This window comes from Paenibacillus cremeus, from assembly GCF_007786445.1.
In the GTDB taxonomy this organism is placed as follows: Bacteria; Bacillota; Bacilli; order Paenibacillales; family NBRC-103111; genus Paenibacillus_G; species Paenibacillus_G cremeus.
The window spans coordinates 98,497-122,719 of the sequence record NZ_VNJI01000003.1; the positions used below are offsets into that span (position 1 = coordinate 98,497).

A 24,223-nucleotide genomic window follows, 5' to 3' on the forward strand; every position below is an offset into this window, starting at 1 on the left:
AAACACTTTGCACCTGATCAACCAAATAACAGACAGTGACTTTATCGGCGGTACCCCTGAATTCATGGATCGCGTTACGCGGTACGGGGCAAGGGGAGTTCTGGTCGATGACCAGCTCCACGTTGCCATGATGTATATGGCGAAACATAATCTCTACAAGCTTCCAGGCGGAGGCGTAGAAGAGAACGAGCCCGCTGAAGTCGCGTTTCTGCGTGAAATCAAGGAAGAAACAGGCTATGAAGCCGTAATCATTCATGAGCTTGGAATCATCGAGGAGCATAAGCTCAGGAATGATTTTATGCAGCTCTCCTATTGTTATATCGCAAGAGCACAGCATGAAGCTCGTCAAGTAACTCTAAGCGAAAATGAAAAGCAGCTTGGGATGAGGGTCAAATGGATGCCCTTAGAACAAGCGTTAGCATTGATGAATGACTCCATGACCCATTGTACAGATTACTCATTTAAGTTCATGATTTTGCGGGATAAGACGATCCTTGAACAATCTGTAGACCTCTTATCGCTGAAACGTTGACGACTGCCGAGCAATCACTTGATAAGGCATGAGCATTTTGAACGGCAGCGGATACGCTCCTTGCAAATAATCGATCAACGTTTTGGCGGCGACCATGCCGATTTCAGCTTTAGGAATATGAATCGAAGACAACGGAGGGCTGGTATATTGCGAAAGCTCGATATTATCCAGCCCGATGAAAGCCATGTCTTCGGGGATGCGAAGACCAATCTCCGTCGCCGCCCGCATGGCCGGCATCGCCATCATATCGCTCGCCGAAAACATGGCCGTTGGCAAGTCTTGATTGCGCTTAAACATGTCCAGCATACCGCTGTAGCTTTTATTAACATCCCATTCGGCATTGATGACCCAGTTCGGATTCAAGTCCAGCCCCGCCTCCTGCAAGGCCAGCTTATATCCTCGGTATCGTTTCTCCCGTTCCATCTCTCCGGTGAGTCCAGCTCCCCCTATGAAACCGATTTTCTTGTGCCCTTGGTCAAGCAGATGACGAACCGCAGACGAAGCCGCAGCTACCCGATCATAAGCGATGACAGGAACACTGGAATCGGAAATATCAATCCCTACAATATAGGGAAAATGCTTCTTAATCAGCTCATAAACCTCCGGCTTAATGCCCTCCACTACAATCATTCCACGAATATGCTTGTAATCGTGAACCATTTTTTGCAGGATCGCCTCATTCTGAATGTCGTCCAAATTATGCATGAACGCAAGCGAATACCCGAATTTGGCGAGCCCTTTCTCAATCCCCTCCAGGATGGGGGAGAAATAGGGGTACATATGTTTACTGGAGATCGAAACAGAAACGATGCAGCCCACTTGGTTATCGGAGGGAATGTCTGTTGTCCGGTCACCTGGAAGGGATGGTTTGGTTAAAAAAGCGGCGCCCCCGACACGTTCAACACCTGCTTTGCTAAGCTCCGTCAGATCTCTACGAATGGTCGCTGGGGAAACGTTCAATTGTTCGCTAAGCTCATGGATTTTCATCATCGCATGCTTTTTGAGCAGCTGAAGGATTTCATTCTGTCTTTCGTTCATCAAGAACCCGCCCCTTAGCCTAATCTTTTGTGACCATAATCTTACAATAAAAACAGAAGTTGTTCGATGTCAAGCAGGCGTCGGATGTTCTTTTTGTCCCCTACAAGCAATATATTGATGATAAGAACCGAACATGACATGCTCATTAAATTCCACAGATAAGCCACTTCGTGTTCACCCATTTTCAAAACAGCAAAGGAGCAGGACAACGTATGATTAAGGCTGCCTTAATTGGAGCAGGGCGCAGAGGAATATTTGCCTATGCCTCCTACGCGCTGAAAAGACCGGACGAAATTCAATTTATTGCCGTCGCTGAACCTAACGAGGAACGGCGCAGCTTGCTGGCAAGGGAGCATGGCATCCCCCCGGAAATGCAATTTACATCTTGGCAGGAGCTGTTAGACCGCCCTCAGCTGTGCGATGTCGTGCTCATCTGCACGCAGGACCGTGAGCATTATGAGCCTGCCATGAAAGCGCTGGAGCGGGGCTACCACATTTTGCTCGAGAAGCCGATGTCCCCGAACCCGCTGGAAACCATACGATTGGCGGAGGAGGCGGAGCGCAGAAATCGGATCATGACGGTGTGCCATGTGTCCCGCTACGATACCTATTACAGTACGCTCAAGCAATTGCTGGATGCCAAGGTGATTGGAAAAGTGATGACGGTGCAGTGGACGGAAAATGTCGGCTTCTGGCACCATTCGCACAGCTTCGTTCGCGGGAACTGGCGCAATTCCGATGAAACGAGCCCGATGATTCTGCAAAAAAGCTGCCATGATATGGATATGCTGCAATGGCTCATTGGAGGGAACTGCGTAGAGGTATCCTCGTTCGGAAAGCTGTCTTATTTCAAGCCCGAGAATGCTCCGGCGGGCTCGACCGAGCGATGCACCGATGGCTGCGCGGTGGAGCATGAATGTCCATTCTCAGCAATTAAGCATTACTATAACGAGAAGGACAGCGGCTTTCCGATGGCGGTTTGTTTGACACCGACGCTCGAAGCCAGATTGAAAGCCATTAAGGAAGGGCCTTACGGCCGGTGCGTGTTCCGCTGCGACAATAATGTGGTCGACCACCAGGTGGTGAACCTGATCTTTAACAACGAGGTCACCGTCGCTTTTACAATGACAGCGTTCTCAACGGAGAATACGCGTACGTTTAAGATCATGGGCACGGAAGGTGAAATTAAAGGGCATCATGAGAACAATGAAATTGAGATTAACTATTTTTCGGGGAAAAAAGAAATCATTCGCCCTGAGCGTTACGAAGGCGGGCATGGCGGGGCGGATTACTTGACGATGCGAGATTTTGTCCGGCAGGTCGCGAGCAAGGATCTGGCTGGCAAAACGTCCGCAGCCGTCTCGGCCAGAAGCCACTTGATCGCGTTTGCGGCTGAGCATTCTCGGATCACCGGCAGAACGATTCAGTTGAACGAATACATCCAAGAATTGAAGCGTGGTGAACGTCATGCAAGCCAAGCTTAAATCCGAGGAGAATCACATGAAGCAGGCCGTTATTGGAGTGGATATCGGAGGCACCAATACTGTAATCGGCGTTTTTGACGAGGCATCAAATGGAAATGGGACGTCCAGGCTGCTCACCAAACGGACGATCCCCACGCTGAAGCCGGATTTTCCGAACAAAACGAGCCATCCCGCCATTTTTTTCGACGCCTTGACTAGAGCTATTGAACAGCTGGCCGAGGAGGCAGGTTACGCAGGACGCATTTCCAAAGTCGGAGCCGGCGTGCCGGGTAGGGTGGACCCGATCCAAGGCATGGCGCTTGGGGCATCTAATCTTGGCTGGGTGAACGTACCGTTCTCGGACGAGATGAGCCGAAGGTTAGGTGGAACTCCGGTTTACATCGACAACGATGTGCGAATCTATACGCTGGGGGAGGCTATCGCAGGGGCGGGGAGAGGCTTCGCTAATCTGATCGGCCTCACGCTCGGTACGGGAATCGCCGCATCGCTGTTCGTTGACGGGCGAATGGTGCGCGGGAGCAGCTTTTATGCCGGCGAAATCGGCCATGACACGGTTGCGGGCGAGCACTCCCCCTGCAACTGCGGCAAACGCGGCTGTCTCGAGACGATCGCGTCGGCCTCCGGCATTGCCCGATTGGCGAAGGAAGCCGTTGCCTCGGGCAAGGATACGTGCCTTCGTGACTTGGAGCAGCCGATTACATCTTATGACGTCTATCAGGCTTGCTTGAAAGGCGATTCCTTTGCGCAGCAGCTGTTCCGCGATGTGGGAACGACGCTCGCTCATAAGCTCATGACGGCGATCTTTCTACTCAATCCCGAGGTGATCATCATTGGAGGTGGTGCAGCGTCGGCGGGTGAATTTTTGCTTGCGCCGATCCGCGAGACCATTGAAGCGCAGTATCCCGCGCTGCTTAAACGACCGCAGGTTTGCCTGGGTGAACTGGGAGATTCGGCCGGACTTATCGGGGCGGCGGCCTTTGCAACACGCCAGTCGGAATTCATTTGAAAGAAGGCAAGGGAGGAAGGACACTCAATGAGCACGCTTTATGTTAACGGCAGACTGTACACACCGAACGGCATTGTGGAGAACGGCCGCATCCTTGTAAGCTCAAATGGACAGATCGAAGCTATCGGTGGACCCGAGCTCGAAGCAGCCCCAGGCGCTGTAATAGAAGATGTAGCTGGCGCTAGCGTGCTTCCGGGCTTTATCGATGTTCATGTGCACGGCGGCAATGGCTTCAACATGATGGAAGGCACCTTGAACGATCTGAATGAAATGAGCACCTTTCATGCCGCTCACGGGACAACGTCGTTTCTGGCCACCACTTCAACGAATGCCAAAGAGAAGACGATCAGAGCGCTTCAATGTGCGGCGGAAGCCCACACAACCGGCCTTTCCGGTGCCGACCTGCTGGGCGTTCATCTGGAGGGACCCTTCATTAACGACAAGCGGCGTGGGGCGCAAAAAAGGGAGCACATCCGTCTGCCGAGCCCAAGTGAGCTTGCCGAATATATCGCTGCCTCAGGGAATACGATCCGCTTGGTTACGCTTGCACCGGAGGTCGAAGGCGGCTTCAAAGCGGTGGAATGGCTCGTGAACCGCGGGATTTCCGTTTCGATCGGGCATTCGGATGCAACCTTCGAGCAGGTAGAGCGGGCCGTCAAGCTTGGCGTCAACCATACGACCCACCACTTCAACGGCATGAGTCCTCTGCATCATCGCGAGCCTGGGGTCGCCGGTGCGGGACTTATTTTGAATGAAATTACGACCGAGCTGATCGCTGATGGCATACATGTTCATCCTGCTGTGATTAAGCTTCTTTTTGAAACGAAGACGCCTGAGAACGTGTGTATGATTACCGATGCAGTTACCTGTGCCGGCCTGCCGGATGGAGAGTACGGGCATGTCACCATGACGAACGGGCAAATTTATTTGAAGGATGGAAGCAGCTTGGCAGGCAGCTCTCTTACGACGATTCAGGCGCTAAAAAATGTCATGCAATTTACCGGTTATCCGATGGAGCACATTCTCCCTTCGTTAACGCTGGTCCCGGCCAGACAAATTGGGGTTCAGGACCGGAAAGGCTCCTTGGAAAAGGGAAAGGATGCGGATTTTCTACTGGTGGACGACGAATTGGAGATCCAAGCTACCTATGTGAAAGGCCATGCCGTCTACAGGAAGTAAGTAACCATTCTACATACATAATGAACTGACCTAAAGGAGAGTGTGGAAATGATACAAGCCGCTTTAATCGGTGCAGGCAGCAGAGGGATGTTCGCCTACGCTTCGTACGCGCTGAACAGGCCGGATGAAATCCAGTTTGTGGCCGTTGCGGAGCCGAACGAAGAGAGACGAGCGTTATTTGCCAAGCTGCATAATATCCCGCCGGAACGCCAATTCTCTTCCTGGCAGGGGCTACTGTCACAGCCACAGCTGTGCGAAGCTTTGCTCATTTGCACGCAGGACTCGCAGCATTATGAGCCTACGATGGCTGCCTTAGACAAGGGGTATCAAATTTTACTCGAAAAGCCGATGTCTCCCCATCCTCGTGAATCGCTGGAGATGGCGGAAAAGGCGGAGTCCTTGGGAAGGCTGTTAACGATTTGCCACGGCATGCGGTATTCCACCTATTACAGCACCTTAAAGCAGCTGATGGATCAGCAGATCATCGGCAGAACGATGTCGATCCAGTGGACTGAAAACGTAGGGTTCTGGCATCAGGCGCACAGCTTCGTTAGAGGCAACTGGCGGAACAGCAAGGAATCCAGCCCGATGATTCTGCAAAAGAGCTGCCACGATATGGATATGCTGCAGTGGCTTGTGGGTGGCGAATGCGTGCAGGTCTCTTCCTTTGGGAGCCTGACACACTTTACGGAGGCGAATGCCCCGGAAGGCTCGACGGTTCGATGTACGGACGGCTGTAAGGTGGAGCATGAGTGTCTTTACTCCGCGCTCAAGCTTTATTATCACGATAAAGACGAATGGCCAGCCAAGGTCGTCGCGCTCGAACCGAATCGGGAAGCCCGATTAAAAGCGCTTAAAGAAGGCCCGTACGGCCGATGTGTGTATCACTGCGACAACGATGTAGTGGATCACCAGGTCGCGAATTTACTCTTTGATAACGAAGTGACCGTCGCGTTTACCATGACTGCGTTTACGAACGAGATTAATCGCACCTTCAAAATCATGGGGACGACCGGGGAAATTCGCGGCAATCATAAGCGCAATGAGATTGAAATCCATCATTTTTCGGGCAAGAGACAGGTGATCACTCCAGAGCGGGTGGCCGGCGGGCACGATGGGGCAGACACGCTGATCATGAGAGATTTTATCAAGCAGGTGAATCGCCGATCGACCGGTAGAACCTCGGCTATGGTTTCCGCCAAAAGCCATTTGATCGCCTTCGCTGTAGAGCACTCTCGCGTTACGGGGAAAACGGTAGTCTTGGAAGACTACATCAATGGATTAAAGAGCTAGATCATAAAAGCAGGGGAGTGGTGCGCAATGAAAAAGTGGATTTCCATGCTTACTGTCGCGGGAGTAGCTTTGGCCATGACAGCGTGCTCTTCGTCGTCAACACCCAGCGGGAGTAAGGATAAGCCGGTTGAGCTTTCCTACGGGCTGTGGGATCAGAACCAGGCGCCGGCCATGCAGGAGATTGCGAAAAAATTTACGGAATCCCACCCGAACATTACAGTCAAAATTGAGGTCACGCCGTTTGACCAATACTGGACGAAGCTGGAAACGGCAGCGACAGGCGGTACATTGCCGGACGTCTTCTGGATCAACGCCGCCAATTTTGTTAAGTATGCCTCGAACAAAATGCTAGTTCCTCTGTCGGATAAAGCGAAAACGGATAACATGAGCTTAGATAATTATCCCAAATCGCTTGTCGACCTGTATTCGTTGAACGGAACCCTCTACGGGATGCCGAAGGATTTTGATACGATCGGACTCTGGTACAACAAGAAAATGTTCGACGATGCAGGAATGAAATACCCTGACGATACTTGGGACTGGAAAAAGCTACAGGAAGCGGCGCAAAAGCTGACGAACCCATCCAAAGGCGTGTGGGGCATGGCGTCCGCGTTGGCGAAGAGCCAGCAAACCACCTTTTATAATACCATCCTGCAAGCCGGCGGCTATGTGATTTCACCTGATAAAAAAACGTCCGGCTACGACAAACCGGAGGCGATTGAGGGCCTTAAATTCTGGTCGGATTTGATCAAAAATCAATGGTCGCCGACCGTTGCGCAAATGACCGATACCGCTGCAAGAAACTTGTTCGAATCCGGCAAGGTCGCGATGCTGATGGATGGCTCCTGGACGCAAATTGAATTCAACCAAAACGAATACACCAAGGACAAAGTCGATGTCGCTCCGCTGCCGCAAGGCAAGGTTCGTGCTACGGTCATTCACGGCTTAAGCAATGTTATGGCTGCCAGCTCAAAAAAGCAGAAGGAAGCCTGGGAGTTCGTGAAGTTCCTGGGCTCCAAGGAGGCTGCCGACATCCAGGCTAGAACCGGTACCGTAATCCCCGCTTTTAATGGTACACAGGATGCTTGGGTGAAATCCAATCCGAATTTCCATCTTCAAGTGTTTATCGATGAGCTGAAATATGCGGTGCCGTACCCATCCTCTAAAGAGACGGCCAAATGGCAGAATGAAGAAAAGGCTACTTTCAACAAAGGGTTGTCCGGGGAAATTCCGATGGAAGAAGCGGCCAAGCAAGTAGCAGCCAAAATGAATGCCATCCTCAAGGAAGAGCAAAACAGCAAATAAGCGCGTGCCCGGCCCTGGCTTGACCCATACCTTAGCACCTTAATCCCGAGTACCCTAGGGCGGGGCACCCCAAATGAACGACCTTTGTAAGGAGGCCGCGACGTGAATACTGCTGAAATGGACACCAACACGAATCAAGCCGTCCCGCTCAACGGAAGCCAAAAAGTGAGAAGCCGGCTGCGGATGAATCCAAGAACAAGGGGAGACCTGTTCTGGGGTTATTTAATGATCGCTCCTACGGTACTCGGTCTGGCTATATTCCACATTTGGCCGGTTTTTCAGACATTCTACTATAGCTTTACTACGTGGGGAGCCTTCGGCAATTACGAATGGTCAGGACTGAACAATTACGAAACGATGCTGACCGATCGTCTGTTTTGGATTTCGCTCAGAAACACGCTGGTATACACCTGTTTAACGATCCCGTTCGGCGTTTCATTATCCATCCTCGCTGCTGTGCTATTGAATCAAAAAATTCGTGGGGTCACCGTCTACCGGACGCTCTACTTTCTGCCGGTAGTCACCATGCCGGCGGCGATCGCTATGGTATGGAAGTGGCTGTACAGCGCTGATTACGGGCTAATCAACTACTTGCTGAGCGTGGTCGGCATCAAAGGCCCGGCGTGGCTGACCGACCCTGATATCGCTCTTTATTCCATGGTTATCGTTGCGGTTTGGGCAGCCATTGGACATAACATGGTTATTTTTTTATCCGGCTTGCAGGGCATTTCGTCCACCTATTATGAAGCCGCTTCGATGGATGGCGCCGGACCCTACACGAAATTTTTCCGCATCACGATGCCCCTGCTTACTCCGACCATTTTTTTCGTGACGGTCATCTCGTTAATTGGCGCCTTCCAGGTGTTTGATCTGGTCTTTATGATGATCGGGCCCGACAGCGTCGTCATTGAGCACACCCAGTCGGTCGTGTTTCTCTTTTACAAAAACGCGTTCATGCTGAATAACAAAGGTTATGCTGCAGGGATCGCCATGGTTTTATTCGTCATCATTTTAATCATTACCGTCATCCAGATGAAGCTGCAAAAGCGATGGGTTCATTATGAATAGCAGCTGGATATTGTCGACAACCGACATCGGATTTACCCGCTGTAACGGTTGCGACGAAGGAGGTAACCGTCTTGAGCGTGAAAACGTCTCGATCCGCTTATAAGCTGGGAGTTCATATCCTGCTGATTGCCGGCGCATTGTTTATGATCGGGCCCTTTCTATGGATGGTTCTAACATCGGTGAAATCGTTTGGTGAATCGACCCTCGTGCCGCCCGTCATCATTCCGGCCAAATTTCAATGGCATAACTTTGTGGATGTAACCGCTGTTTTGCCTTTTCTGAACTTTTACTTTAATACGGTTGTATCCTCCTTATCGAAAACGGCGGGGCAGCTGCTCTTTTGCTCACTGGCTGCTTATGCGTTTGCGCGGATTGAGTTTCCAGGACGTCATTTGTTATTTGTACTGGTGCTGTCCGTGCTGATGGTTCCGTCGCAAATTTATATTCTTCCGCAATATATGATCATGAAGCATCTGGGCTGGCTGAACTCCATTGAAGCGTTGATCGTACCCGGCTTATTCAGCGCCTTCGGAACCTTCCTGCTGCGCCAATTCTTTATGACCATGCCGAAGGAGCTGGAGGAAGCAGCAAAGCTCGACGGCTGTAATCAATTTCAGATCTATTCGCGAATCATGATGCCCATGGTTGTTCCCGGTCTGATCGCTTTGGCGATTATGACGATGCTTTGGTCATGGAACGATTTGCTATGGCCGCTCGTAGTTAACAATTCCCCTGACAAAATGCCGCTGTCTGTTGGACTGGCCACCCTGCAAGGAGAAAACCTAACGAACTATCCCGTCATCATGGCCGGAGCCGTGCTGGCCACGTGGCCTATGATCGTCATGTTTTTGCTCCTGCAAAAATACTTTGTCGAGGGCATCACATTAACGGGTACGAAAGGATAAGCAGGTAAGCCATGCGTCTAAATTCACTCTTGTATATCTAGGAGCAATGCATTATGATAAAAAAATACTCGGGATGAGACGATGAGAAACCCAAGGTAACTAACTACTTTTTTCATGAAAGTAGTCCGGTTATCTTTTTTTTGTGCCCATTTCAATGCCTTAAAGTTGTTAGTTGATCTTGCGATGGAGATGAGTGTATGGCTACCGTATGGGATTTGAGTCATTTGGAAGTAGTTGGTAGAGTCTTGCTTGCCGGGGCACTAGCAGCTTGTGTTGGATTTGAGCGAGAGTGGAGGGGGCAGAGCGCGGGCTTTCGCACGCATATCTTAGTCAGCATTGGCGCGTGCCTGCTGATGCTCTTATCGATTTACGGGTTCGCTGCGTTCGATATGGATCCTAGCAATCATCCAAGTGATCCAAGTATCGAGCCGAATTTACTTACCGATCCGGCGCGCTTGGCCGCACAGGTCATTAACGGCATTGGGTTTCTGGGTGCAGGAGCGATCATGGCAAAAGGAAAAGGCCTAGCGACCGCTGCCTCGTTATGGATTGTGGCTGGTATTGGCCTTGGCGTTGGGGCGGGCTTTTATTACGGCTCCATTCTTATAGCTGTACTGGTGCTGTTCATTCAGATCATCTCGGATCGATTTGAAAAGACAGAGCGCCATTAAATCCAATATCGAAAGGATGATTACAATGCAGCTTTCGACATCGACGAATTTTTTTGGCTACAGATTGGATGGGGGGTACACGTCTTATAAGGAATCGCTGAACCGATGCAAGGCGGCGGGCTTCCGTGTGCTGGACGTCAATTTTTGTGCAGCTTTAAATGGCTTATCCGATCTTTCGAAGGATCATTGGCGTGAGCTGATCGAAGATTTACGGAACGAGGCGGAAAAAGAAGGCATCATCTTCACCCAGTCGCACCCGGTGTTTACCCGTCGTGTCGATGCATTGCCGGAGGAAAAGCAGGAAGTCTATCACGAAATGATGAGGCGCTCGATCATTGCCAGCTCGATCCTCGGCGTCAAGTGGGCGATCCTGCATCCCGCACCGGGCAGAGATGGCGAAGAATTCGACCTAGATGCGTGCGTAAAAGAGAATCTGGAGCTTCATGCCCCCGCACTAGAGCTTGCAAAAAAACACAATGTCGGCATCGCCTTCGAGAACATGATCGAAAAATCGACACGGCGTTTTGCGAGCAGAGCTGCGGATCTGGTGGCCCTCATTGACGCTTGCAATGATTCAGGCATCGGGGCTTGCTGGGATTTCGGGCATGGCAATTTCATCTTTAAGGATCAGCGAGACGAGCTGCGCATCCTTGGCAAGCGGCTCAAAGCGACGCATGTGAACGACAACAATGGACACGAAGACGGGCATATGTTTCCCTTCCATGGTACGGTAAACTGGCAGGAGCTGCTGCCTGTACTGGCTGAAATCGGCTACGAAGGCGACTTCACCTTCGAGACGCATAAAGAGTTCACGCGGCTTCCCGACCCTCTGAAGGATCTGGTAGCTCAATCAGGCTATGCCATCGGGCGCTATTGTCTATCATTAATCAGCTAAAACTATAAGACTCACAAATAGGTTCATTGTGTTTAGAGAAGCCAGATTTCGGTCTGGCTTTTTTGTGTTATAATGAATTTCATGAGAGTAGGGCGCTTGGAAAGACTAAAGCATGGTTCTGCTGGTAACTAAAAAGGGGAATGCTTGTGGCAAAGCAAAAAGTAGCAAAACGACCGACGCGTGATGAATTCGTACTCGAAGAGATTGGGAATCAGTTAGCTGAAGCTAAGTATGAAAACTCAGAGATCATGCTAACGGTTTGGGGCTGGGAGGAACCCGTTCGAGGGGTAATTGATTCAATGGATCCTAGAACCGGGAAGGTACATATTAAGCAGCAAAGCGGGATCATTAAGGTTCCGTTTATGGATATCATGAAGGTGGATTATCCTAGAGATTGAAATGGCTCAGTCCAACACTGAGCCGTTTTTCTTTCTCTGATCAAGTTCTACCACGGTATAGTTCCGTTTTTATCAAGAATTTTTCCATTATAATTTGTTTCGCTTAACCTCCGGGAGCATTTTCATTGAGGTCTGTTGTGGTAAAACCAGGTGTAACGCCGAATATTTCGGGTACGTTTAATTAGCTTTAATTAAGGATGGCTGAAGAACGTGATTAACATACATTTTTGCATTTTCTTCAAGTTGTTCATCAGTAACATGCATAACACCGTTTAATACAAATAACGGCATAAAGCGGGTACCAATGAGATTGCTTGTTTGTTGTAAGGGAGTTGTTAAAGTCTCCATGGTAAAATGATTGTAGCCAGTAGGCTGATAAGAATCCACTGGTCCAAATGTCGAAATCGCAAGACCTAGTTCTTTACCGTGCAGCCTGTCGCCTCCTGGTCCATATGCCCAACCGTAGGAGAGAACTTCATCCTGCCATTGTTTTAACAAAGAAGGCGTGCTATACCAGTAAAATGGAAATTGAAGAATAATACGGTCATGTGATTCTAATAGACTTTGTTCGTATGCCACGTTTATTTTTCCGTCGGGATACGATTGATATAGCGTGTGGACCGTAATTTCTTCGTGTTTTTTCAATTCCTGCATCCAAGTACGGTTAATTCGGGATTGTTCCAAGTTAGGGTGAGTAATAATTACAAGAGTTTTCATTGTAAATCTCCTTTTGTTTTATTTTTTAGTTTTGATTTTATTCATAATTTCATTCAGAAACGATTTTATAGTTGTATATACAAATGTTAATTTAAAAAAATTTATTTTTCTTCAAACATAATTTCTGTTTCAGTTCGATTTTCGTACATACTATAAAATGTATTTGCAATATTTTCAGGTGAGAAATAAGTTCCTTCTTTTACGAATCCATTAATTGTTAATGTTCCAACATAAATTCCTTTAGGGCTTAATTCTTGGTGCAAACTGTACGCTAAGTTGCGTATACCGGATTTCCCGATCGCCAAAGAAGAATAATCAGCGTATGGATAAAGGGCTAACCCGCCGCCTGTAAACAAAACCGTACCATTTTGCATATGGGGAATCACTTCTTTTACACTGCTAAGGCTCCTGCTCTGGCATAAACACAGCCTCCTTATTTGTATATGCAAATGAATGGTTAAAAAAATTATGTTTCCCTTTCTATTTTATTGCTCGCTTCGTGTAAAGTCTTACTTAGATCTTTACTGAACTCAATACCTAATACCTCGGAATAGCTGTTAAACAAATTTTTTAATGAAACCCGAAACTGTAGGTACACTTTTTCTCCCTCAGCAGTTAATGAGATCAACGTTTGTTTTCCATCCATTTTTCTGGTGACAAGCTTTAATTTTTCAAGTTTATCAATAAACCTTGTACTTGTGGAAGGCGCAATTGATAACTTGTGGCATAGTTCCTTCTGTGTGATTTCCGGATTGAACTTCACAATCATAATCATGTAAAGATATGAAGGTGCTAGGTCTCCAAAATCAAATGTTTTTTCTGCTAATTTTGTAATACTTCGAGCAAACCGACTAGCGGTAAAGTAAAGACAGTGAATTAATACCTGTTCTTCTTCATTCATTGGATCAAATCCTTTTATTCATTTGCATATACAAATTAACACGGAAATTCGATAAGGTCAACTAAATTAATTTTACTGTTTCCATCCGAAGCAGTTTTAATTAATCATTGCTTTGGAAGTGGATTTTCGCAACAATTATGATAATTCTAGCTTTTTTTATATATATATGTTTTTGAGCAGATGGAGGAGATCATGGTGCAAAAGCCGGTTACAGCGCACGATATTGCTAAGCATTTGGGGGTTTCCCAATCCACCATTTCCAGAGTGTTCACTCCCGGTGCATCCGTTTCGGAGGATACTAAAAAGCGTGTTCTCGAAGCCGCAGAGCTATTGGGCTACCGGCCGAATTTGCTGGCTAGAAGCTTGATCACCAAAAAGACGAATATGATCGGACTGGTCATGGGGGATATCGATAATCCTTTTTATCCAGAGGTGTTAAGCAAATTATCCGGTGAGCTTAAACAACGAGGCTACAACGTCCTATTACTGAGTTCGGAGAATGACAACCTTCAGAGCGAGGAATTATCCCCGTTTCTGGCCTATAATATCGAGGGCTTGATTGTGACGGACGTGCTGCTATCGTCATCCGTTGTTACCCATCTCACGGAGCTGGATATGCCGATGGTGCTGTTTAACCGTTATCATCCAAGCTCGCATGGCCATACGGTTTGCTGCGATAACGTGGATGGTGGATATCGGATTGGCGAATATTTGATTCAGAGCGGTCATCGCCGTCTGGCCTTTATCGCGGGAAACCCTAATACGTCGACCAGTCAAGACAGGGAAAAGGGATTCCGTGAAGCGTTGACGAAATACGGCCACAATCTGATCATCGATCACGGGGGCTATACTTACGAAGGAGGCTTCGAAGCAGCCTCGCGGTTGTTAACGAGCGTGGAGCCTCCGGATGGGATTTTTTGTGCCAATGATATCATGGCACTGGGCGCGATGGATGCCGCGAGAAAAATCGGCGTACACATCCCTGACGACGTTTCGATCATTGGCTTCGACGATATCAAGCCCGCTTCTTGGGCTGGCTATGCTTTAACGACATGGACGCAGCCGGTGGAACAGATGATTCAAGCAGCCATCGATTTATTGCTGGCAAGCATTGAAGAGAAGGGGCAGATGCAGCAGCAGGGCGTATCCCAATGGATCAAGGGACAATTGGTTGAACGGGAGACGGTGAAGCATAGGAAATAATTGACATAAACACGAGTTCCTGATTATATTGATATTAGAAATGCATACGCTGTCATGAAAGAGGTATTTGCTTAATACCTTTTTTATATGTTATTAATGCATACGTATGCATGGATAAATGGAGGCCTAATACATGTCCAGATTATTGAAGACGGGAAAGAGCTCCACTGAAATTGCCCAGGCAGATGCGCAAGTTAGAATTGCCGTGCAGAACATGCTTGAAGATGTACAGACAAGAGGGGACGAAGCCGTTCGCGAGCTGTCCGCCAAATTAGATCAATGGGCGCCCGAAACCTTTAAGCTGAGTCCAGAACAGATCGCTGAGCTCATCCGAAGTTTACCCGAGCAAACAATCGCGGACCTGAAGTTTGCCCAAGCCAATGTCAGGCGGTTTGCTGAAGCGCAAAAGTCAGCTCTGAAGGATATTGAAGTGGAGACCTTGCCAGGGGTCATCCTGGGACATAAGAACATCCCGGTGAACAGCGTAGGCTGCTACGTACCGGGAGGGAGATATCCTATGGTGGCTTCCGCACATATGAGTGTGCTTACCGCCAAGGTTGCAGGCGTGAAACGGGTGATTGCCTGTACGCCACCGATCAACGGACAAATCCCGGCCGCGACGGTGGCTGCCATGTCCTTTGCCGGAGCGGACGAAATCTATATCCTCGGCGGAGTTCAGGCGCTGGCAGCCATGGCGTTAGGCACTGAGACGTTGGCACCGGTCGATATGCTGGTCGGACCGGGCAATGCCTATGTAGCCGAAGCAAAGAGACAGCTGTTCGGGAAGGTCGGGATTGATCTGCTGGCGGGCCCAACAGAAACGCTGGTGATTGCCGATGAAACCGCAGACGCCGAGATGGTGGCTACCGACTTGTTGGGGCAGGCCGAGCACGGTCCAACATCGCCCTGTGCGCTGATCACCACCTCAGAGAAGCTGGCTATAGAGACGCAAGCGGAAATCGAGCGTCAGCTTAAGCTTTTGCCTACCGGCGAAGTGGCCCGCATGGCATGGGAGAATTATGGGACCATTATTCTGGTCAATAGTCAGGAAGAAGCCTTAGCGGAAGCAAATCAGTTAGCGTACGAGCATGTAGAGGTACTGACCAGAGAACCGCAGTATTTCTTGGATCATATGACGAATTTTGGTGCGCTTTTCCTTGGCCCAGAAACGAATGTCGCATACGGAGATAAGGTGATTGGCACCAATCACACCCTTCCGACGAAAGGAGCGGCACGATATACCGGGGGACTGTGGGTTGGGAAGTTTATCAAAACCTGCACGTACCAGAAAGTGAAGCCGGAAGCCTCGGCAATGATTGGCGAATATTGTGCGCGGCTGTGTGAAATCGAAAATTTTGCAGGGCATGCCGAGCAAGCTAAGCTGCGTGTGCGTAGATATGCCAACGTTACGCAATCATTATAATACCTTTTCATTATCGACTGTCGCAACCTAGCGTTGTGGCGGTCGATTTTTTAACTTATCATAAATCTGGACAAACTCCAGCAAACAAGATGTCACACATTGAAGCCGCGGATTGTCTTATTTAGTGTAAGAAGAAACGATCTTGAATATACTAATTGACAAAAAAATGAAGGGAAAATGACAATATGGAAATGAGACTCGATTAGAAAGTTCGTCCTGATTCTTTGCAAACCCTTTTCGGAAGCCGTAACCAAAATTTCGGATGCGGGCGTGCCACAGGATTTGTTAACAGATCGCCAAATCGAACTCCTTGTGCATTCATGTACGGGGAGCTATCGTATTCAGTGACGGGAGGAACCATGAGCTACAAGATCCTGCTATTTGATTTAGATGATACACTGCTGGATTTCGGTGCGAATGAAAGGGAATCGTTAGCCCAATTGTTCCAGCAGCACGGATATGCTTTTACGGATGAGTTGTTTCAGCTCTACAATTCTGTCAACAAACAATTATGGACCGAATACGAAAATGGAAATATGGCACTAGACGCCGTGCTGAACTCCAGATTTTCAGAAACGATGCTGAAGCTAGGGGAAGTCGTCGATGGGATGGTATGGGAGTGTGAGTATCGGGAACTATTGGGTGAAGGAAACCAGCTGCTGATCGAAGGCGCTTTGGAAGTCTGTCAACGTTTATCTGCTACCCATCGGCTGTTTGTAGTCACGAATGGTGTATCCCGCACGCAGATCAAACGATTGAAGCAGTCGGGGCTGTATGATTTTTTTGAAGACATCTTTGATTCACAAAGCATCGGCCATCAAAAGCCTTCTACTAAATTTTTTGATCACGTGATGAGTCATATTTCAAATTTCAATAAAAAAGAAGCGCTTGTCATTGGAGATTCGTTAAATACGGATATTAAAGGCGGACTTCGGTCAGGCATTGATACTTGCTGGATCAACAGAACGATGAAGAAAAGCCCGGCAGACATTCAAAGCACGTATACGATCTCGAGCTTAGCGGAGTTATTTACGATCCTGTGAAGAACATAGCTATTATTCGTGTACACATTCATTGCAGTATTAAGCGTAGTAATTATGTTAATAGGCATGGAGCTTGTTCCTTTCAGTATGTTTTGATGAAGTTTGTACTTATCTACTTGACACGAATGTATGGGTGGTATAACATTAACACAAATATTTCAAAATACGTTGAAAAGGAATAGTATGGTTTTCTAAGCGAACAGAGAGCTGTTGGTCGGTGCGAAACAGCCGTGGAGAAGATCGGAACTCGCCTTGGAGTTGCTCGCTGAACTGGTTCAGTAGGTGGAGCCGGAACCTGACCGTTATCATCAGGAGGATACAAGGGTTGTCTGTTTTTATAAACCCGTATCCGTAGAGTGCATGCCGGCGATGGCATGAATTCGGAGTGGTACCGCGTAAGATATCAAAGTCTTTCGTCTCTGTATATTGGAGATGAAGGGCTTTTTTTGTTACCTCCGATCATTTCCGGGTCGGCGCAGATAAATTGATGAAGGGAAGAACATTCATGAAAAACGTTGATAAGTACGCAAGAGGCTATTTTATGCCGCCGAAGACCAGCTTGAAATGGACGACGAAGGAATATATTACAGAGGCTCCGACCTGGTGCAGCGTTGACCTTCGTGACGGCAATCAGGCGTTAATCGTTCCGATGAATTTGGAGGAAAAGCTGGAGTACTTCAAGCTCCTTGTAGATATTGGATTCAAAGAAATCGAAGTGGGTTTTCCCGCAGCATCGGAGACGGAGTTTACCTTCTTGCGCACCTTGATCGAGCAGAACTTGATCCCGGATGATGTAACCATCCAAGTGCTCACCCAATCCAGAGAGCACATTATCCGCAAAACCTTTGATTCGCTCAAGGGTGCAAAAAAAGCCGTAGTGCATTTGTACAACTCGACATCCGTAGCGCAGCGTGAGCAAGTATTCCGTAAATCCAAAGCAGAAATTATCGACATCGCGGTCAGCGGCGCGAAGCTGCTGAAGCAGTGTGCGGAGGAAACCGAGGGTAATTTTCAGTTCCAGTACTCGCCGGAAAGCTTTACAGGGACCGAAATCGATTTTGCACTGGATATCTGTAACAGCGTGCTCGACGTATGGCAGCCGACGGCAGAGAACCCGGTCATCATCAATCTTCCTGCAACGGTATCCATGTCGATGCCTCACGTCTACGCCAGCCAGATCGAGTATATGAGCGAGAACTTGAATTTCCGCGAGAATGTTATTGTGTCGCTCCATCCGCACAACGATAGAGGAACCGGTGTGGCGGATGCCGAGCTGGGCGTACTGGCTGGAGCTCAACGCGTCGAAGGTACATTGTTTGGAAATGGGGAAAGAACAGGGAACGTAGACATTGTCACACTGGCTTTGAACATGTACTCGCACGGAGTCGATCCAAAGCTGAATTTTGACAACATCCCTGGAATCATCTCCGTGTATGAGCGATTGACCAAAATGAGAGTGAGCGAGCGTCACCCGTACGGCGGCGAGCTTGTATTCACCGCGTTCTCCGGTTCGCATCAGGATGCCATTGCCAAAGGGATGAAATGGCGCGAGGACGAGAAGCCAGCCAATTGGTCGGTTCCTTATCTGCTGATCGATCCGAAAGACATCGGCAGAGAGTACGAAGGCGATATAATCCGCATTAACAGCCAGTCTGGCAAAGGCGGCATCGGATACATTCTGCAGCAAAAGTACGGCCTTGATCTCCCAGCGAAAATGCGTGAACACTTCGGTTACTGCGTGAAAAACGTATCGGATCAGCAGCAAAAGGAACTGATGCCGGAAGAAATTCAAAATATTTTCATGAAAGAATATGTAAATATCAACCAACCGGTCGAGTTTGTTAAATACCGCTTTAGTGACAATGAAGATTTCCAAACCATCGTCACGATCCGAACTGGCAATGAAGTCAAGGAAATTACCGGCACTGGAGACGGAAGACTCGATGCGATCAGCAATGCGCTGCAAACCGATCTTGGGTTGAATTACTCCGATTTGGTCTATAAGGAGCACGCCTTGGAAACCGGCTCTAAGTCACAAGCGGTTTCTTATATCGGAATTAAAGCTTCCAACGGCAGCGTATATTGGGGCTGCGGCATCGACGTAGATATTATGACCTCCTCGGTAAAGGCTCTGTTCAGCGCTGTGAACCAAATGAGCCGCTCCAACGTGTAGAGATGTTTTAATGAGCCCATAGCTTTATGGGCTTTTTCTTTTTTGTATAAAGCGCACAAAACAGGGCCATGGATTTTCTGGAATCAAACTGTTATCGCATCCGAGCTGCGAAAGTGCTCACAAGTTCTATGAAAAACGCGGGTACGAGTTTACAAAAGACCAGAAAAATTTTATAAAAAGGCTATGTTAATTCTTATTGTTAATAATTGAGAGTCAGAGTCAGTAACGGAGAACACTTTAGCTGAAATACACGCCGCAATGGCGTTTTTTTTTTGTGGCTTAAGTGTCTTTGCATCGATTTTGCATGTTTTATTGACTTAGAGCGCGCTCTAAGATGTAAACTTATTCTATGGAAAAATATTTAAGCATACAAGCTATTTCTGACCTTACCGGCATCACCGCACACACCTTGCGTTACTATGAGAAGAACGGTCTGATTCATGCGATTGCCAGGGGGTCTAACGGTCGCCGCCAATATTCTGCAAACGATCTAGCGTGGATTCGTTTTTTGGTAAGGCTTCGAACAACAGGAATGACCATTCGGCAAATGCAACGGATCGCTGACTTAAGAAGACAAGGTTCCTCTACAACCAAAGAAAGGAGAATTCTGCTGGAAGCCCACAAGAACAAGTTAGCGGAACAGATCGAGAGGCTTCAAGAACATTATGAAGTCATTAACGAAAAAATAGAAATTTACCGTCAATGGGAATTAGAAAACCTACAACTGGAGGTAATGGAACCATGAACTCATCGTATGAAATCGGAAAAAAACGGTTTCAAGAAACTGATGAAGCAGGTATCCAAGGTGTCATAAATGGTTTAAGTGACGTATCCCCTCACATCAGTAGATATATTATTGAGATTTTCGGGCAACTTTTTAGTAATCCCGTACTAAGCTATCACCAAAGAGAAATGATCGTGATTTCTGCGTTAATCTCATTAGGTGATACTCCAAGTCAACTCAAATGGCACATGAACTTCGGCTTAAAAGTGGGGCTTACGCCGAACGAAATTATAGAAATTGCCACACATTGCATTCCGTTTTGTGGCTTCCCTCGTGCTCTAAATGCGGTTGGCGTTGCAAAGCAGCTTTTTGCTGAACAAAATATCGAAGTAAACATCGAGGACGAGTTACTACAAATTATAGAAGAACGACGAAAAAGAGGCTTGGCAAAGCTTCAAGAAATTGACGGCAAACATGGCGAAGCTGTTGCTGATTCGCTTGCCGATATTGCCCCTCTATTAGCAGAACAGATCATCGATTTTACATTCGGTGAAATCTATAGCCGCTCAGGATTAAATCCTAAACAACGTCAACTCGTTACTTTAGGAGCCTTAACCGCTCAAGGTGGATGCGAGCCTCAGTTGCACGTACATATCAACGCCGCTCTTCGTGTAGGTTTAACGAAAGAAGAAGCGGTTGAAGCCATACTACAATGCTCACCTTACACGGGCTTCCCAAAAGTTTTAAACGCGATAAAAGTTGCGAAAGAGATCTTCTTCTCGCATTAACTCTTTCACGAATGTTAGGTCCGATAAGAGCTTCCATGCGGCGATCTCAATAGAGCAGATAACGAAAACTAAATTCCATGAACCAATGACATTTTTCCATTTATATCTTATTTGGCGATTCTCATATGCATTGGCATATTCATGTATGCGGATGATGTGAAACCCAATGATGAAGTCCTGAAGACCATGAAGGAACGGTTATTCATTGAGCTGAACAAGTTAACTAACGGACAACGGTAACAATAAAACAGCTGCTGTCTAAGGACTTTACTTTCCAGTCCAAGACGGCAGCTGTTTTTATACAACTTAATCGCGAATCTCCACAATCAGCTCGATTTCCACCGGCGTGTGAAACGGAAGCTCGCTGGTGCCGATGGCCGAACGAGCGTGCCTTCCGTTTTCACCGAATACATCCACGAGCAAATTGGAGGCCCCGTTCATGACGTACGGCTGATCGGCAAATCCGGGCGCGCTGTTCACAAACCCCAGCAGCTTCACAATGCGGACGACGCGGTCCAGATCGCCAAGATAACCCTTCATCACAGCTAAGCAGTTGATAATCGTCTGCCGTGCGGCGGCTTGACCTTGCTCAATGGTTATGTCCGTCCCGAGCTTGCCCTCATACATCAGCACGCCTTGAATGCGGCAATCTTGCCCAGACAAATAAATCAAATTACCAGTACGGCTGCAGGGGATATACGTAAACCTAGGTTCGGGTGCAGGTGGGAGCTCAATTCCTAGCTCCAATAATCGTTGTTCGATACGTGCCATAATGGGACGTACACCTCCATAATGTGATATGCTGCTATTCGAGCATCCCGCGTGCAAGCACGGGAACGGTCTCCGCCAAATCCCCTCGAACAAGGATGACCTGATTGTGCAAATTGACGGTGCTGCAAATGTGATTCGGGATAATGCGCAGCGTATCGCCAACGCGTATTCCGGCATCCTGCGCAAGCGGTCCCAGCCGGAGCATCCCGTGCTCCTCGGTCATCCGCTCAAACACGGCATCCTCGAAGCCGATCACCTGACCGAAGCCGGTCAGCTTTAAGGGCTCTGTGTTCGGCTGCACGTCGGTGGCGAACGTTTTGCTGCCGCCATCGATGATCGCCAAGTCAGCCGTAGGCCGGCTGACAACCGTCACCAGGACGCTGCCAGCGCAGTCCTCAAGGGCACAAACCCCGTACTTGACCTGCATCCGGTCATGAAACACGTACGTGCCGGGGCGGATCTCCGTCACGCCCTCAACTGCAGCGGCGTAGGCCGAAGTCGGCGTCGAGCCGACACTGACATCCGCGATCGGGATGCCCTCCGCACGCAGCTTCTCGGCCAGAGCCGCCATAACGCGGCCTTCTTCTTGGCCGGCCGCAGCCCGATCCAGTGTCGGTCGACCATCGAGGAGCGGCCCGCGGAACGTGTAGGTGCCCGTGAGCTGAAGATGAGGCAGCTGATGAATCTGTTTCGCCAGGCCTACGGCCTGCTCGTATGGGATGCCGGTTCGGTGCAAGCCCGTGTCCACTTCAAGCCTGACCTGCAGGACGTGGCCGAGCCGAGCGGCAGTCTCAGACAAGCGAACCGCTCCTTCATAGCTGTCGACGCCTAGAATCAGCTCGATGCTGCGGCTTAACGCTACCGCACGCTCAATCTTGGCAATAGCAATAAGCGGGTAGGCGATAAAAATCCGCTGCACTCCATGGCTCGCCATTACCTCGGCCTCTGATACTTTCGCCACCGTGATGCCGCATGCTCCAGCGTCCAGCTGCATCTGGGCGATCCGAGGGATTTTGTGCGTCTTGGCATGCGGCCGAAGCTTCACGCCATGCTGCTTCGCTACCTCGGCCATGGTTTGGATATTTCGTTCCATGGTCTCCACATCGATAAGCAAACAGGGCGTATTTAATCCATCCAATGTCATGCTGCTCACCTTATCCACTCCTCTCATAATACAGACTCCAATCGTTTAGTTACGGACAGGCTCTAGCAGAACAGATATACCCCTTACTTAAAAGGATAGTTGCAGCTGTAATAATATGTCAAGCGTGCTGAAAGACAAAAGCGTTAATTGCTTCCGAATCCATAAGAGGGACAGAAGATATCTCATAAAATGTCAAAAAGTCGAACTCCCAATTGGAGCTCGACTTTTTTATGTTTTAAAGAAAGAAATTCTAAGCTTTTATTTATAAATGGAAAATATGATAAATAAAATGTATTTATAATATGATGAGGTTCAGTCTCAAGCGATCGAATCCGTTATAAATGAGGACTGATATCATATGAGCTATCCCAGCTTAAGGGAAATTGAAGTCTCCAGAGGAGTCGCAATCCTGGGCGTTCTGATGATCCACGTCACTGCACAAGCGCTAATGGATACGCCGATTGAAAGTCGGACATACGCTATTTATGCAGCTTTGAACCGAGGGGGACACTTTTCCGTTCCGACCTTCATCTTCTTGAGCGGACTCGTTTTATTTTATCGTTACTTTGAGGAGTGGCAGAACGACCAAATCTTCGCCTTTTACCGGAAAAGGCTAAAGTATGTTTTCATTCCGTATGTATTCTGGTCCACATTTTATTTTTTCTTTAACCACGCGTTTGAACCCAATGGCAATGGGTCCCTACGCGCGTACTTAATGGATTTGCTCACGGGGAGAGCCGAGTACCATTTGTACTACATCATCCTCATCATTCAATATTATTTGCTGCTTCCCGTACTTTTTGCGCTGCTTAAAAGGGTGAACCTTCACTACAGCCTGCTTATTATCGGAAGTGTGGCGATTCAAGCCCTAATTGGCCTTTTGAATCATCAGTATCATTGGATTGAAAACGAATCGATCGTATTTACTACGTATCTCGAGGCCTTTGTCGTCGGATGTATAGCAGGCAAGAACTATCAGGCCGTCAGTACCTGGATTCGAACTTATTCTCCTTGGCTTCTGTCATCTGCACTACTCTTTATGCTGCTCCACCTGATCATCGCCGAACTGGAACTAGCAGGGCACCCAATACATGCTGCGATCAAAGAAATCGTTGTGCACTTATACTCCATACTCGCGGCACTAGCTGCCATCTATATTGGAGCTTTAACTTGGCCCAAATCATCTACATTATTAAGCGCGTATGGCAAGTGTTCTTTAGGAATATACTTTATGCACCCGGCTTTACTTTTTCTGGCGAAGCAGTATATGCAGTTTCCATACTCATCGGCGTTATATCATCCAAGCATTGGGATCAGATTACTGATCATTCTAACCGTTCCTTTAGGCTTGGTGATCGCATGCAAAAGGGTGAAATGGGCATGGCTTATCTTCGGAAAGTAAGAGCATCCTTAGGTACGTGGGAAGCGTACTTCTGACGGCATAAGCCAGCCGGTAATTTTCGATTCTCCACAAAATGGAAGCCTGTCAAAAAGATATAATCTTCTTCGGTAGCAAAATAATGAATTTTATTACAATTCAAACAATAAAACACGAGAAATCA

25 protein-coding genes, 2 pseudogenes and 1 other annotated feature are annotated in these 24,223 nt (G+C 48.2%); of the genes and pseudogenes, 19 read left to right on the forward strand and 8 right to left on the reverse strand.

Annotated elements, in window-relative coordinates; all coding sequences use genetic code 11:
- Nucleotides 1-7 precede the first annotated feature (7 nt).
- Nucleotides 8-532: an NUDIX hydrolase gene (locus FPZ49_RS03525; protein ID WP_144843253.1), complete on the forward strand. Its 525-nt coding sequence runs from the start codon at nt 8-10 to the stop codon at nt 530-532.
- Here the strand turns inward: FPZ49_RS03525 and FPZ49_RS03530 are convergent.
- Nucleotides 515-1,570 (reverse strand): substrate-binding domain-containing protein, encoded by a 1,056-nt coding sequence (locus FPZ49_RS03530; protein WP_144843255.1) that lies wholly within the window; start codon nt 1,568-1,570, stop codon nt 515-517. The two genes, FPZ49_RS03525 and FPZ49_RS03530, sit on opposite strands and share 18 nt — an antisense overlap.
- Nucleotides 1,571-1,782: 212 nt before the next feature.
- On the opposite strand from FPZ49_RS03530, the gene FPZ49_RS03535 reads away from it, so the two are divergent.
- The 10 genes from FPZ49_RS03535 to FPZ49_RS03580 all read left to right on the forward strand — a co-directional run bounded on the left by FPZ49_RS03535 (nt 1,783) and on the right by FPZ49_RS03580 (nt 11,774).
- Complete coding sequence (locus FPZ49_RS03535) at nt 1,783-3,054, forward strand: Gfo/Idh/MocA family protein (protein ID WP_144843258.1); 1,272 nt, start codon at nt 1,783-1,785, stop codon at nt 3,052-3,054.
- 16 nt (nt 3,055-3,070) lie between these two features.
- On the forward strand, nt 3,071-4,060 hold the full coding sequence (locus FPZ49_RS03540; protein ID WP_186445586.1) for an ROK family protein: 990 nt from the start codon (nt 3,071-3,073) through the stop codon (nt 4,058-4,060).
- 27 nt (nt 4,061-4,087) lie between these two features.
- Nucleotides 4,088-5,239, forward strand: a complete 1,152-nt coding sequence (nagA, locus tag FPZ49_RS03545; RefSeq protein ID WP_144843264.1) for an N-acetylglucosamine-6-phosphate deacetylase — start codon at nt 4,088-4,090, stop codon at nt 5,237-5,239.
- Between the two features lie 48 nt (nt 5,240-5,287).
- Nucleotides 5,288-6,532, forward strand: a complete 1,245-nt coding sequence (locus tag FPZ49_RS03550) for a Gfo/Idh/MocA family protein (protein ID WP_144843267.1) — start codon at nt 5,288-5,290, stop codon at nt 6,530-6,532.
- Between the two features lie 27 nt (nt 6,533-6,559).
- Complete coding sequence (locus FPZ49_RS03555; protein ID WP_144843270.1) at nt 6,560-7,837, forward strand: ABC transporter substrate-binding protein; 1,278 nt, start codon at nt 6,560-6,562, stop codon at nt 7,835-7,837.
- A 183-nt stretch (nt 7,838-8,020) separates the two neighbouring features.
- Entirely contained in the window at nt 8,021-8,905 is an 885-nt protein-coding gene (locus FPZ49_RS03560) for a carbohydrate ABC transporter permease (RefSeq protein WP_261381233.1), read from the forward strand.
- A 71-nt stretch (nt 8,906-8,976) separates the two neighbouring features.
- Nucleotides 8,977-9,810 carry a carbohydrate ABC transporter permease gene (locus tag FPZ49_RS03565; protein ID WP_144843273.1) on the forward strand — a complete coding sequence of 278 codons (834 nt, stop codon included), beginning with the start codon at nt 8,977-8,979 and terminating at the stop codon, nt 9,808-9,810.
- A gap of 197 nt (nt 9,811-10,007) precedes the next feature.
- Entirely contained in the window at nt 10,008-10,481 is a 474-nt protein-coding gene (locus FPZ49_RS03570) for an MgtC/SapB family protein (RefSeq protein ID WP_144843276.1), read from the forward strand.
- Nucleotides 10,482-10,506: 25 nt separating this feature from the next.
- Nucleotides 10,507-11,376 (forward strand): sugar phosphate isomerase/epimerase family protein, encoded by an 870-nt coding sequence (locus FPZ49_RS03575; protein ID WP_186445587.1) that lies wholly within the window; start codon nt 10,507-10,509, stop codon nt 11,374-11,376.
- 146 nt (nt 11,377-11,522) lie between these two features.
- Nucleotides 11,523-11,774: a YolD-like family protein gene (locus tag FPZ49_RS03580; RefSeq protein ID WP_144843282.1), complete on the forward strand. Its 252-nt coding sequence runs from the start codon at nt 11,523-11,525 to the stop codon at nt 11,772-11,774.
- Nucleotides 11,775-11,821: 47 nt separating this feature from the next.
- Here FPZ49_RS03580 and FPZ49_RS03585 read toward each other — a convergent pair.
- From FPZ49_RS03585 to FPZ49_RS03600, 4 genes and pseudogenes are all read right to left on the reverse strand, one after another.
- Nucleotides 11,822-11,952: pseudogene (locus FPZ49_RS03585) on the reverse strand (SDR family NAD(P)-dependent oxidoreductase); the annotation flags it as partial.
- Complete coding sequence (locus FPZ49_RS03590; RefSeq protein ID WP_144843285.1) at nt 11,952-12,491, reverse strand: NAD(P)H-dependent oxidoreductase; 540 nt, start codon at nt 12,489-12,491, stop codon at nt 11,952-11,954. The pseudogene FPZ49_RS03585 and the gene FPZ49_RS03590, both read right to left, overlap by 1 nt.
- 101 nt (nt 12,492-12,592) lie before the next feature.
- On the reverse strand, nt 12,593-12,865 hold the full coding sequence (locus tag FPZ49_RS03595) for a hypothetical protein (protein WP_144843288.1): 273 nt from the start codon (nt 12,863-12,865) through the stop codon (nt 12,593-12,595).
- Nucleotides 12,866-12,957: 92 nt separating this feature from the next.
- Nucleotides 12,958-13,392, reverse strand: coding sequence for a MarR family winged helix-turn-helix transcriptional regulator (locus FPZ49_RS03600; protein WP_144843291.1), 435 nt, complete (start codon nt 13,390-13,392; stop codon nt 12,958-12,960).
- Between the two features lie 192 nt (nt 13,393-13,584).
- On the opposite strand from FPZ49_RS03600, the gene FPZ49_RS03605 reads away from it, so the two are divergent.
- The 7 genes and pseudogenes from FPZ49_RS03605 to FPZ49_RS37245 all read left to right on the forward strand — a co-directional run bounded on the left by FPZ49_RS03605 (nt 13,585) and on the right by FPZ49_RS37245 (nt 20,746).
- Entirely contained in the window at nt 13,585-14,595 is a 1,011-nt protein-coding gene (locus FPZ49_RS03605) for a LacI family DNA-binding transcriptional regulator (RefSeq protein ID WP_144843294.1), read from the forward strand.
- A 133-nt stretch (nt 14,596-14,728) separates the two neighbouring features.
- Nucleotides 14,729-16,018: a histidinol dehydrogenase gene (gene hisD, locus FPZ49_RS03610; protein ID WP_144843297.1), complete on the forward strand. Its 1,290-nt coding sequence runs from the start codon at nt 14,729-14,731 to the stop codon at nt 16,016-16,018.
- Nucleotides 16,019-16,377: 359 nt separating this feature from the next.
- Complete coding sequence (locus FPZ49_RS03615) at nt 16,378-17,061, forward strand: YjjG family noncanonical pyrimidine nucleotidase (protein ID WP_144843325.1); 684 nt, start codon at nt 16,378-16,380, stop codon at nt 17,059-17,061.
- Nucleotides 17,062-17,220: 159 nt separating this feature from the next.
- Nucleotides 17,221-17,485: a binding site (T-box leader), on the forward strand.
- 81 nt (nt 17,486-17,566) lie between these two features.
- Entirely contained in the window at nt 17,567-19,234 is a 1,668-nt protein-coding gene (gene leuA / locus FPZ49_RS03620; protein ID WP_144843328.1) for a 2-isopropylmalate synthase, read from the forward strand.
- 67 nt (nt 19,235-19,301) lie between these two features.
- Nucleotides 19,302-19,424 (forward strand): annotated as a pseudogene (locus tag FPZ49_RS37400) (GNAT family N-acetyltransferase); the annotation flags it as partial.
- 159 nt (nt 19,425-19,583) lie between these two features.
- On the forward strand, nt 19,584-19,979 hold the full coding sequence (locus FPZ49_RS03630) for a MerR family transcriptional regulator (protein ID WP_144843331.1): 396 nt from the start codon (nt 19,584-19,586) through the stop codon (nt 19,977-19,979).
- Nucleotides 19,976-20,746: a carboxymuconolactone decarboxylase family protein gene (locus FPZ49_RS37245; protein ID WP_186445588.1), complete on the forward strand. Its 771-nt coding sequence runs from the start codon at nt 19,976-19,978 to the stop codon at nt 20,744-20,746. Before FPZ49_RS03630 ends, FPZ49_RS37245 begins: the two co-directional genes overlap by 4 nt.
- Nucleotides 20,747-21,052: 306 nt before the next feature.
- On the opposite strand, the gene FPZ49_RS03640 is transcribed toward FPZ49_RS37245, so the two are convergent.
- Together FPZ49_RS03640 and FPZ49_RS03645 are read right to left on the reverse strand one after the other, a co-directional pair.
- On the reverse strand, nt 21,053-21,517 hold the full coding sequence (locus FPZ49_RS03640) for a RidA family protein (protein ID WP_144843337.1): 465 nt from the start codon (nt 21,515-21,517) through the stop codon (nt 21,053-21,055).
- A gap of 34 nt (nt 21,518-21,551) precedes the next feature.
- The gene (locus FPZ49_RS03645) at nt 21,552-22,688 is read right to left on the reverse strand and encodes an alanine racemase (RefSeq protein ID WP_144843340.1); all 1,137 of its coding nucleotides are present in this window, start codon (nt 22,686-22,688) and stop codon (nt 21,552-21,554) included.
- 331 nt (nt 22,689-23,019) lie between these two features.
- On the opposite strand from FPZ49_RS03645, the gene FPZ49_RS03650 reads away from it, so the two are divergent.
- Nucleotides 23,020-24,063: an acyltransferase gene (locus tag FPZ49_RS03650; protein ID WP_144843343.1), complete on the forward strand. Its 1,044-nt coding sequence runs from the start codon at nt 23,020-23,022 to the stop codon at nt 24,061-24,063.
- Here the strand turns inward: FPZ49_RS03650 and FPZ49_RS37405 are convergent.
- Nucleotides 24,047-24,214 carry a DUF3973 domain-containing protein gene (locus tag FPZ49_RS37405; protein ID WP_186445589.1) on the reverse strand — a complete coding sequence of 56 codons (168 nt, stop codon included), beginning with the start codon at nt 24,212-24,214 and terminating at the stop codon, nt 24,047-24,049. The genes FPZ49_RS03650 and FPZ49_RS37405 overlap by 17 nt on opposite strands.
- Between the last annotated feature and the right edge of the window lie 9 nt (nt 24,215-24,223).

Excerpts from the sequence above, each read along its gene's own strand:
- FPZ49_RS03530 (WP_144843255.1), bottom strand. The coding sequence starts at position 1,570 with ATGAACGAAAGACAGAATGAAATCCTTCAGCTGCTCAAAAAGCATGCG.
- FPZ49_RS03535 (WP_144843258.1), top strand. The coding sequence starts at position 1,783 with ATGATTAAGGCTGCCTTAATTGGAGCAGGGCGCAGAGGAATATTTGCC.
- FPZ49_RS03540 (WP_186445586.1), top strand. The coding sequence starts at position 3,071 with ATGAAGCAGGCCGTTATTGGAGTGGATATCGGAGGCACCAATACTGTA.
- nagA (WP_144843264.1), top strand. The coding sequence starts at position 4,088 with ATGAGCACGCTTTATGTTAACGGCAGACTGTACACACCGAACGGCATT.
- FPZ49_RS03550 (WP_144843267.1), top strand. The coding sequence starts at position 5,288 with ATGATACAAGCCGCTTTAATCGGTGCAGGCAGCAGAGGGATGTTCGCC.
- FPZ49_RS03555 (WP_144843270.1), top strand. The coding sequence starts at position 6,560 with ATGAAAAAGTGGATTTCCATGCTTACTGTCGCGGGAGTAGCTTTGGCC.
- FPZ49_RS03560 (WP_261381233.1), top strand. The coding sequence starts at position 8,021 with ATGAATCCAAGAACAAGGGGAGACCTGTTCTGGGGTTATTTAATGATC.
- FPZ49_RS03570 (WP_144843276.1), top strand. The coding sequence starts at position 10,008 with ATGGCTACCGTATGGGATTTGAGTCATTTGGAAGTAGTTGGTAGAGTC.
- FPZ49_RS03575 (WP_186445587.1), top strand. The coding sequence starts at position 10,507 with ATGCAGCTTTCGACATCGACGAATTTTTTTGGCTACAGATTGGATGGG.
- FPZ49_RS03590 (WP_144843285.1), bottom strand. The coding sequence starts at position 12,491 with ATGAAAACTCTTGTAATTATTACTCACCCTAACTTGGAACAATCCCGA.
- FPZ49_RS03595 (WP_144843288.1), bottom strand. The coding sequence starts at position 12,865 with ATGCAAAATGGTACGGTTTTGTTTACAGGCGGCGGGTTAGCCCTTTAT.
- FPZ49_RS03600 (WP_144843291.1), bottom strand. The coding sequence starts at position 13,392 with ATGAATGAAGAAGAACAGGTATTAATTCACTGTCTTTACTTTACCGCT.
- FPZ49_RS03605 (WP_144843294.1), top strand. The coding sequence starts at position 13,585 with ATGGTGCAAAAGCCGGTTACAGCGCACGATATTGCTAAGCATTTGGGG.
- hisD (WP_144843297.1), top strand. The coding sequence starts at position 14,729 with ATGTCCAGATTATTGAAGACGGGAAAGAGCTCCACTGAAATTGCCCAG.
- FPZ49_RS03615 (WP_144843325.1), top strand. The coding sequence starts at position 16,378 with ATGAGCTACAAGATCCTGCTATTTGATTTAGATGATACACTGCTGGAT.
- leuA (WP_144843328.1), top strand. The coding sequence starts at position 17,567 with ATGAAAAACGTTGATAAGTACGCAAGAGGCTATTTTATGCCGCCGAAG.
- FPZ49_RS03630 (WP_144843331.1), top strand. The coding sequence starts at position 19,584 with ATGGAAAAATATTTAAGCATACAAGCTATTTCTGACCTTACCGGCATC.
- FPZ49_RS37245 (WP_186445588.1), top strand. The coding sequence starts at position 19,976 with ATGAACTCATCGTATGAAATCGGAAAAAAACGGTTTCAAGAAACTGAT.
- FPZ49_RS03640 (WP_144843337.1), bottom strand. The coding sequence starts at position 21,517 with ATGGCACGTATCGAACAACGATTATTGGAGCTAGGAATTGAGCTCCCA.
- FPZ49_RS03645 (WP_144843340.1), bottom strand. The coding sequence starts at position 22,688 with ATGAGAGGAGTGGATAAGGTGAGCAGCATGACATTGGATGGATTAAAT.
- FPZ49_RS03650 (WP_144843343.1), top strand. The coding sequence starts at position 23,020 with ATGAGCTATCCCAGCTTAAGGGAAATTGAAGTCTCCAGAGGAGTCGCA.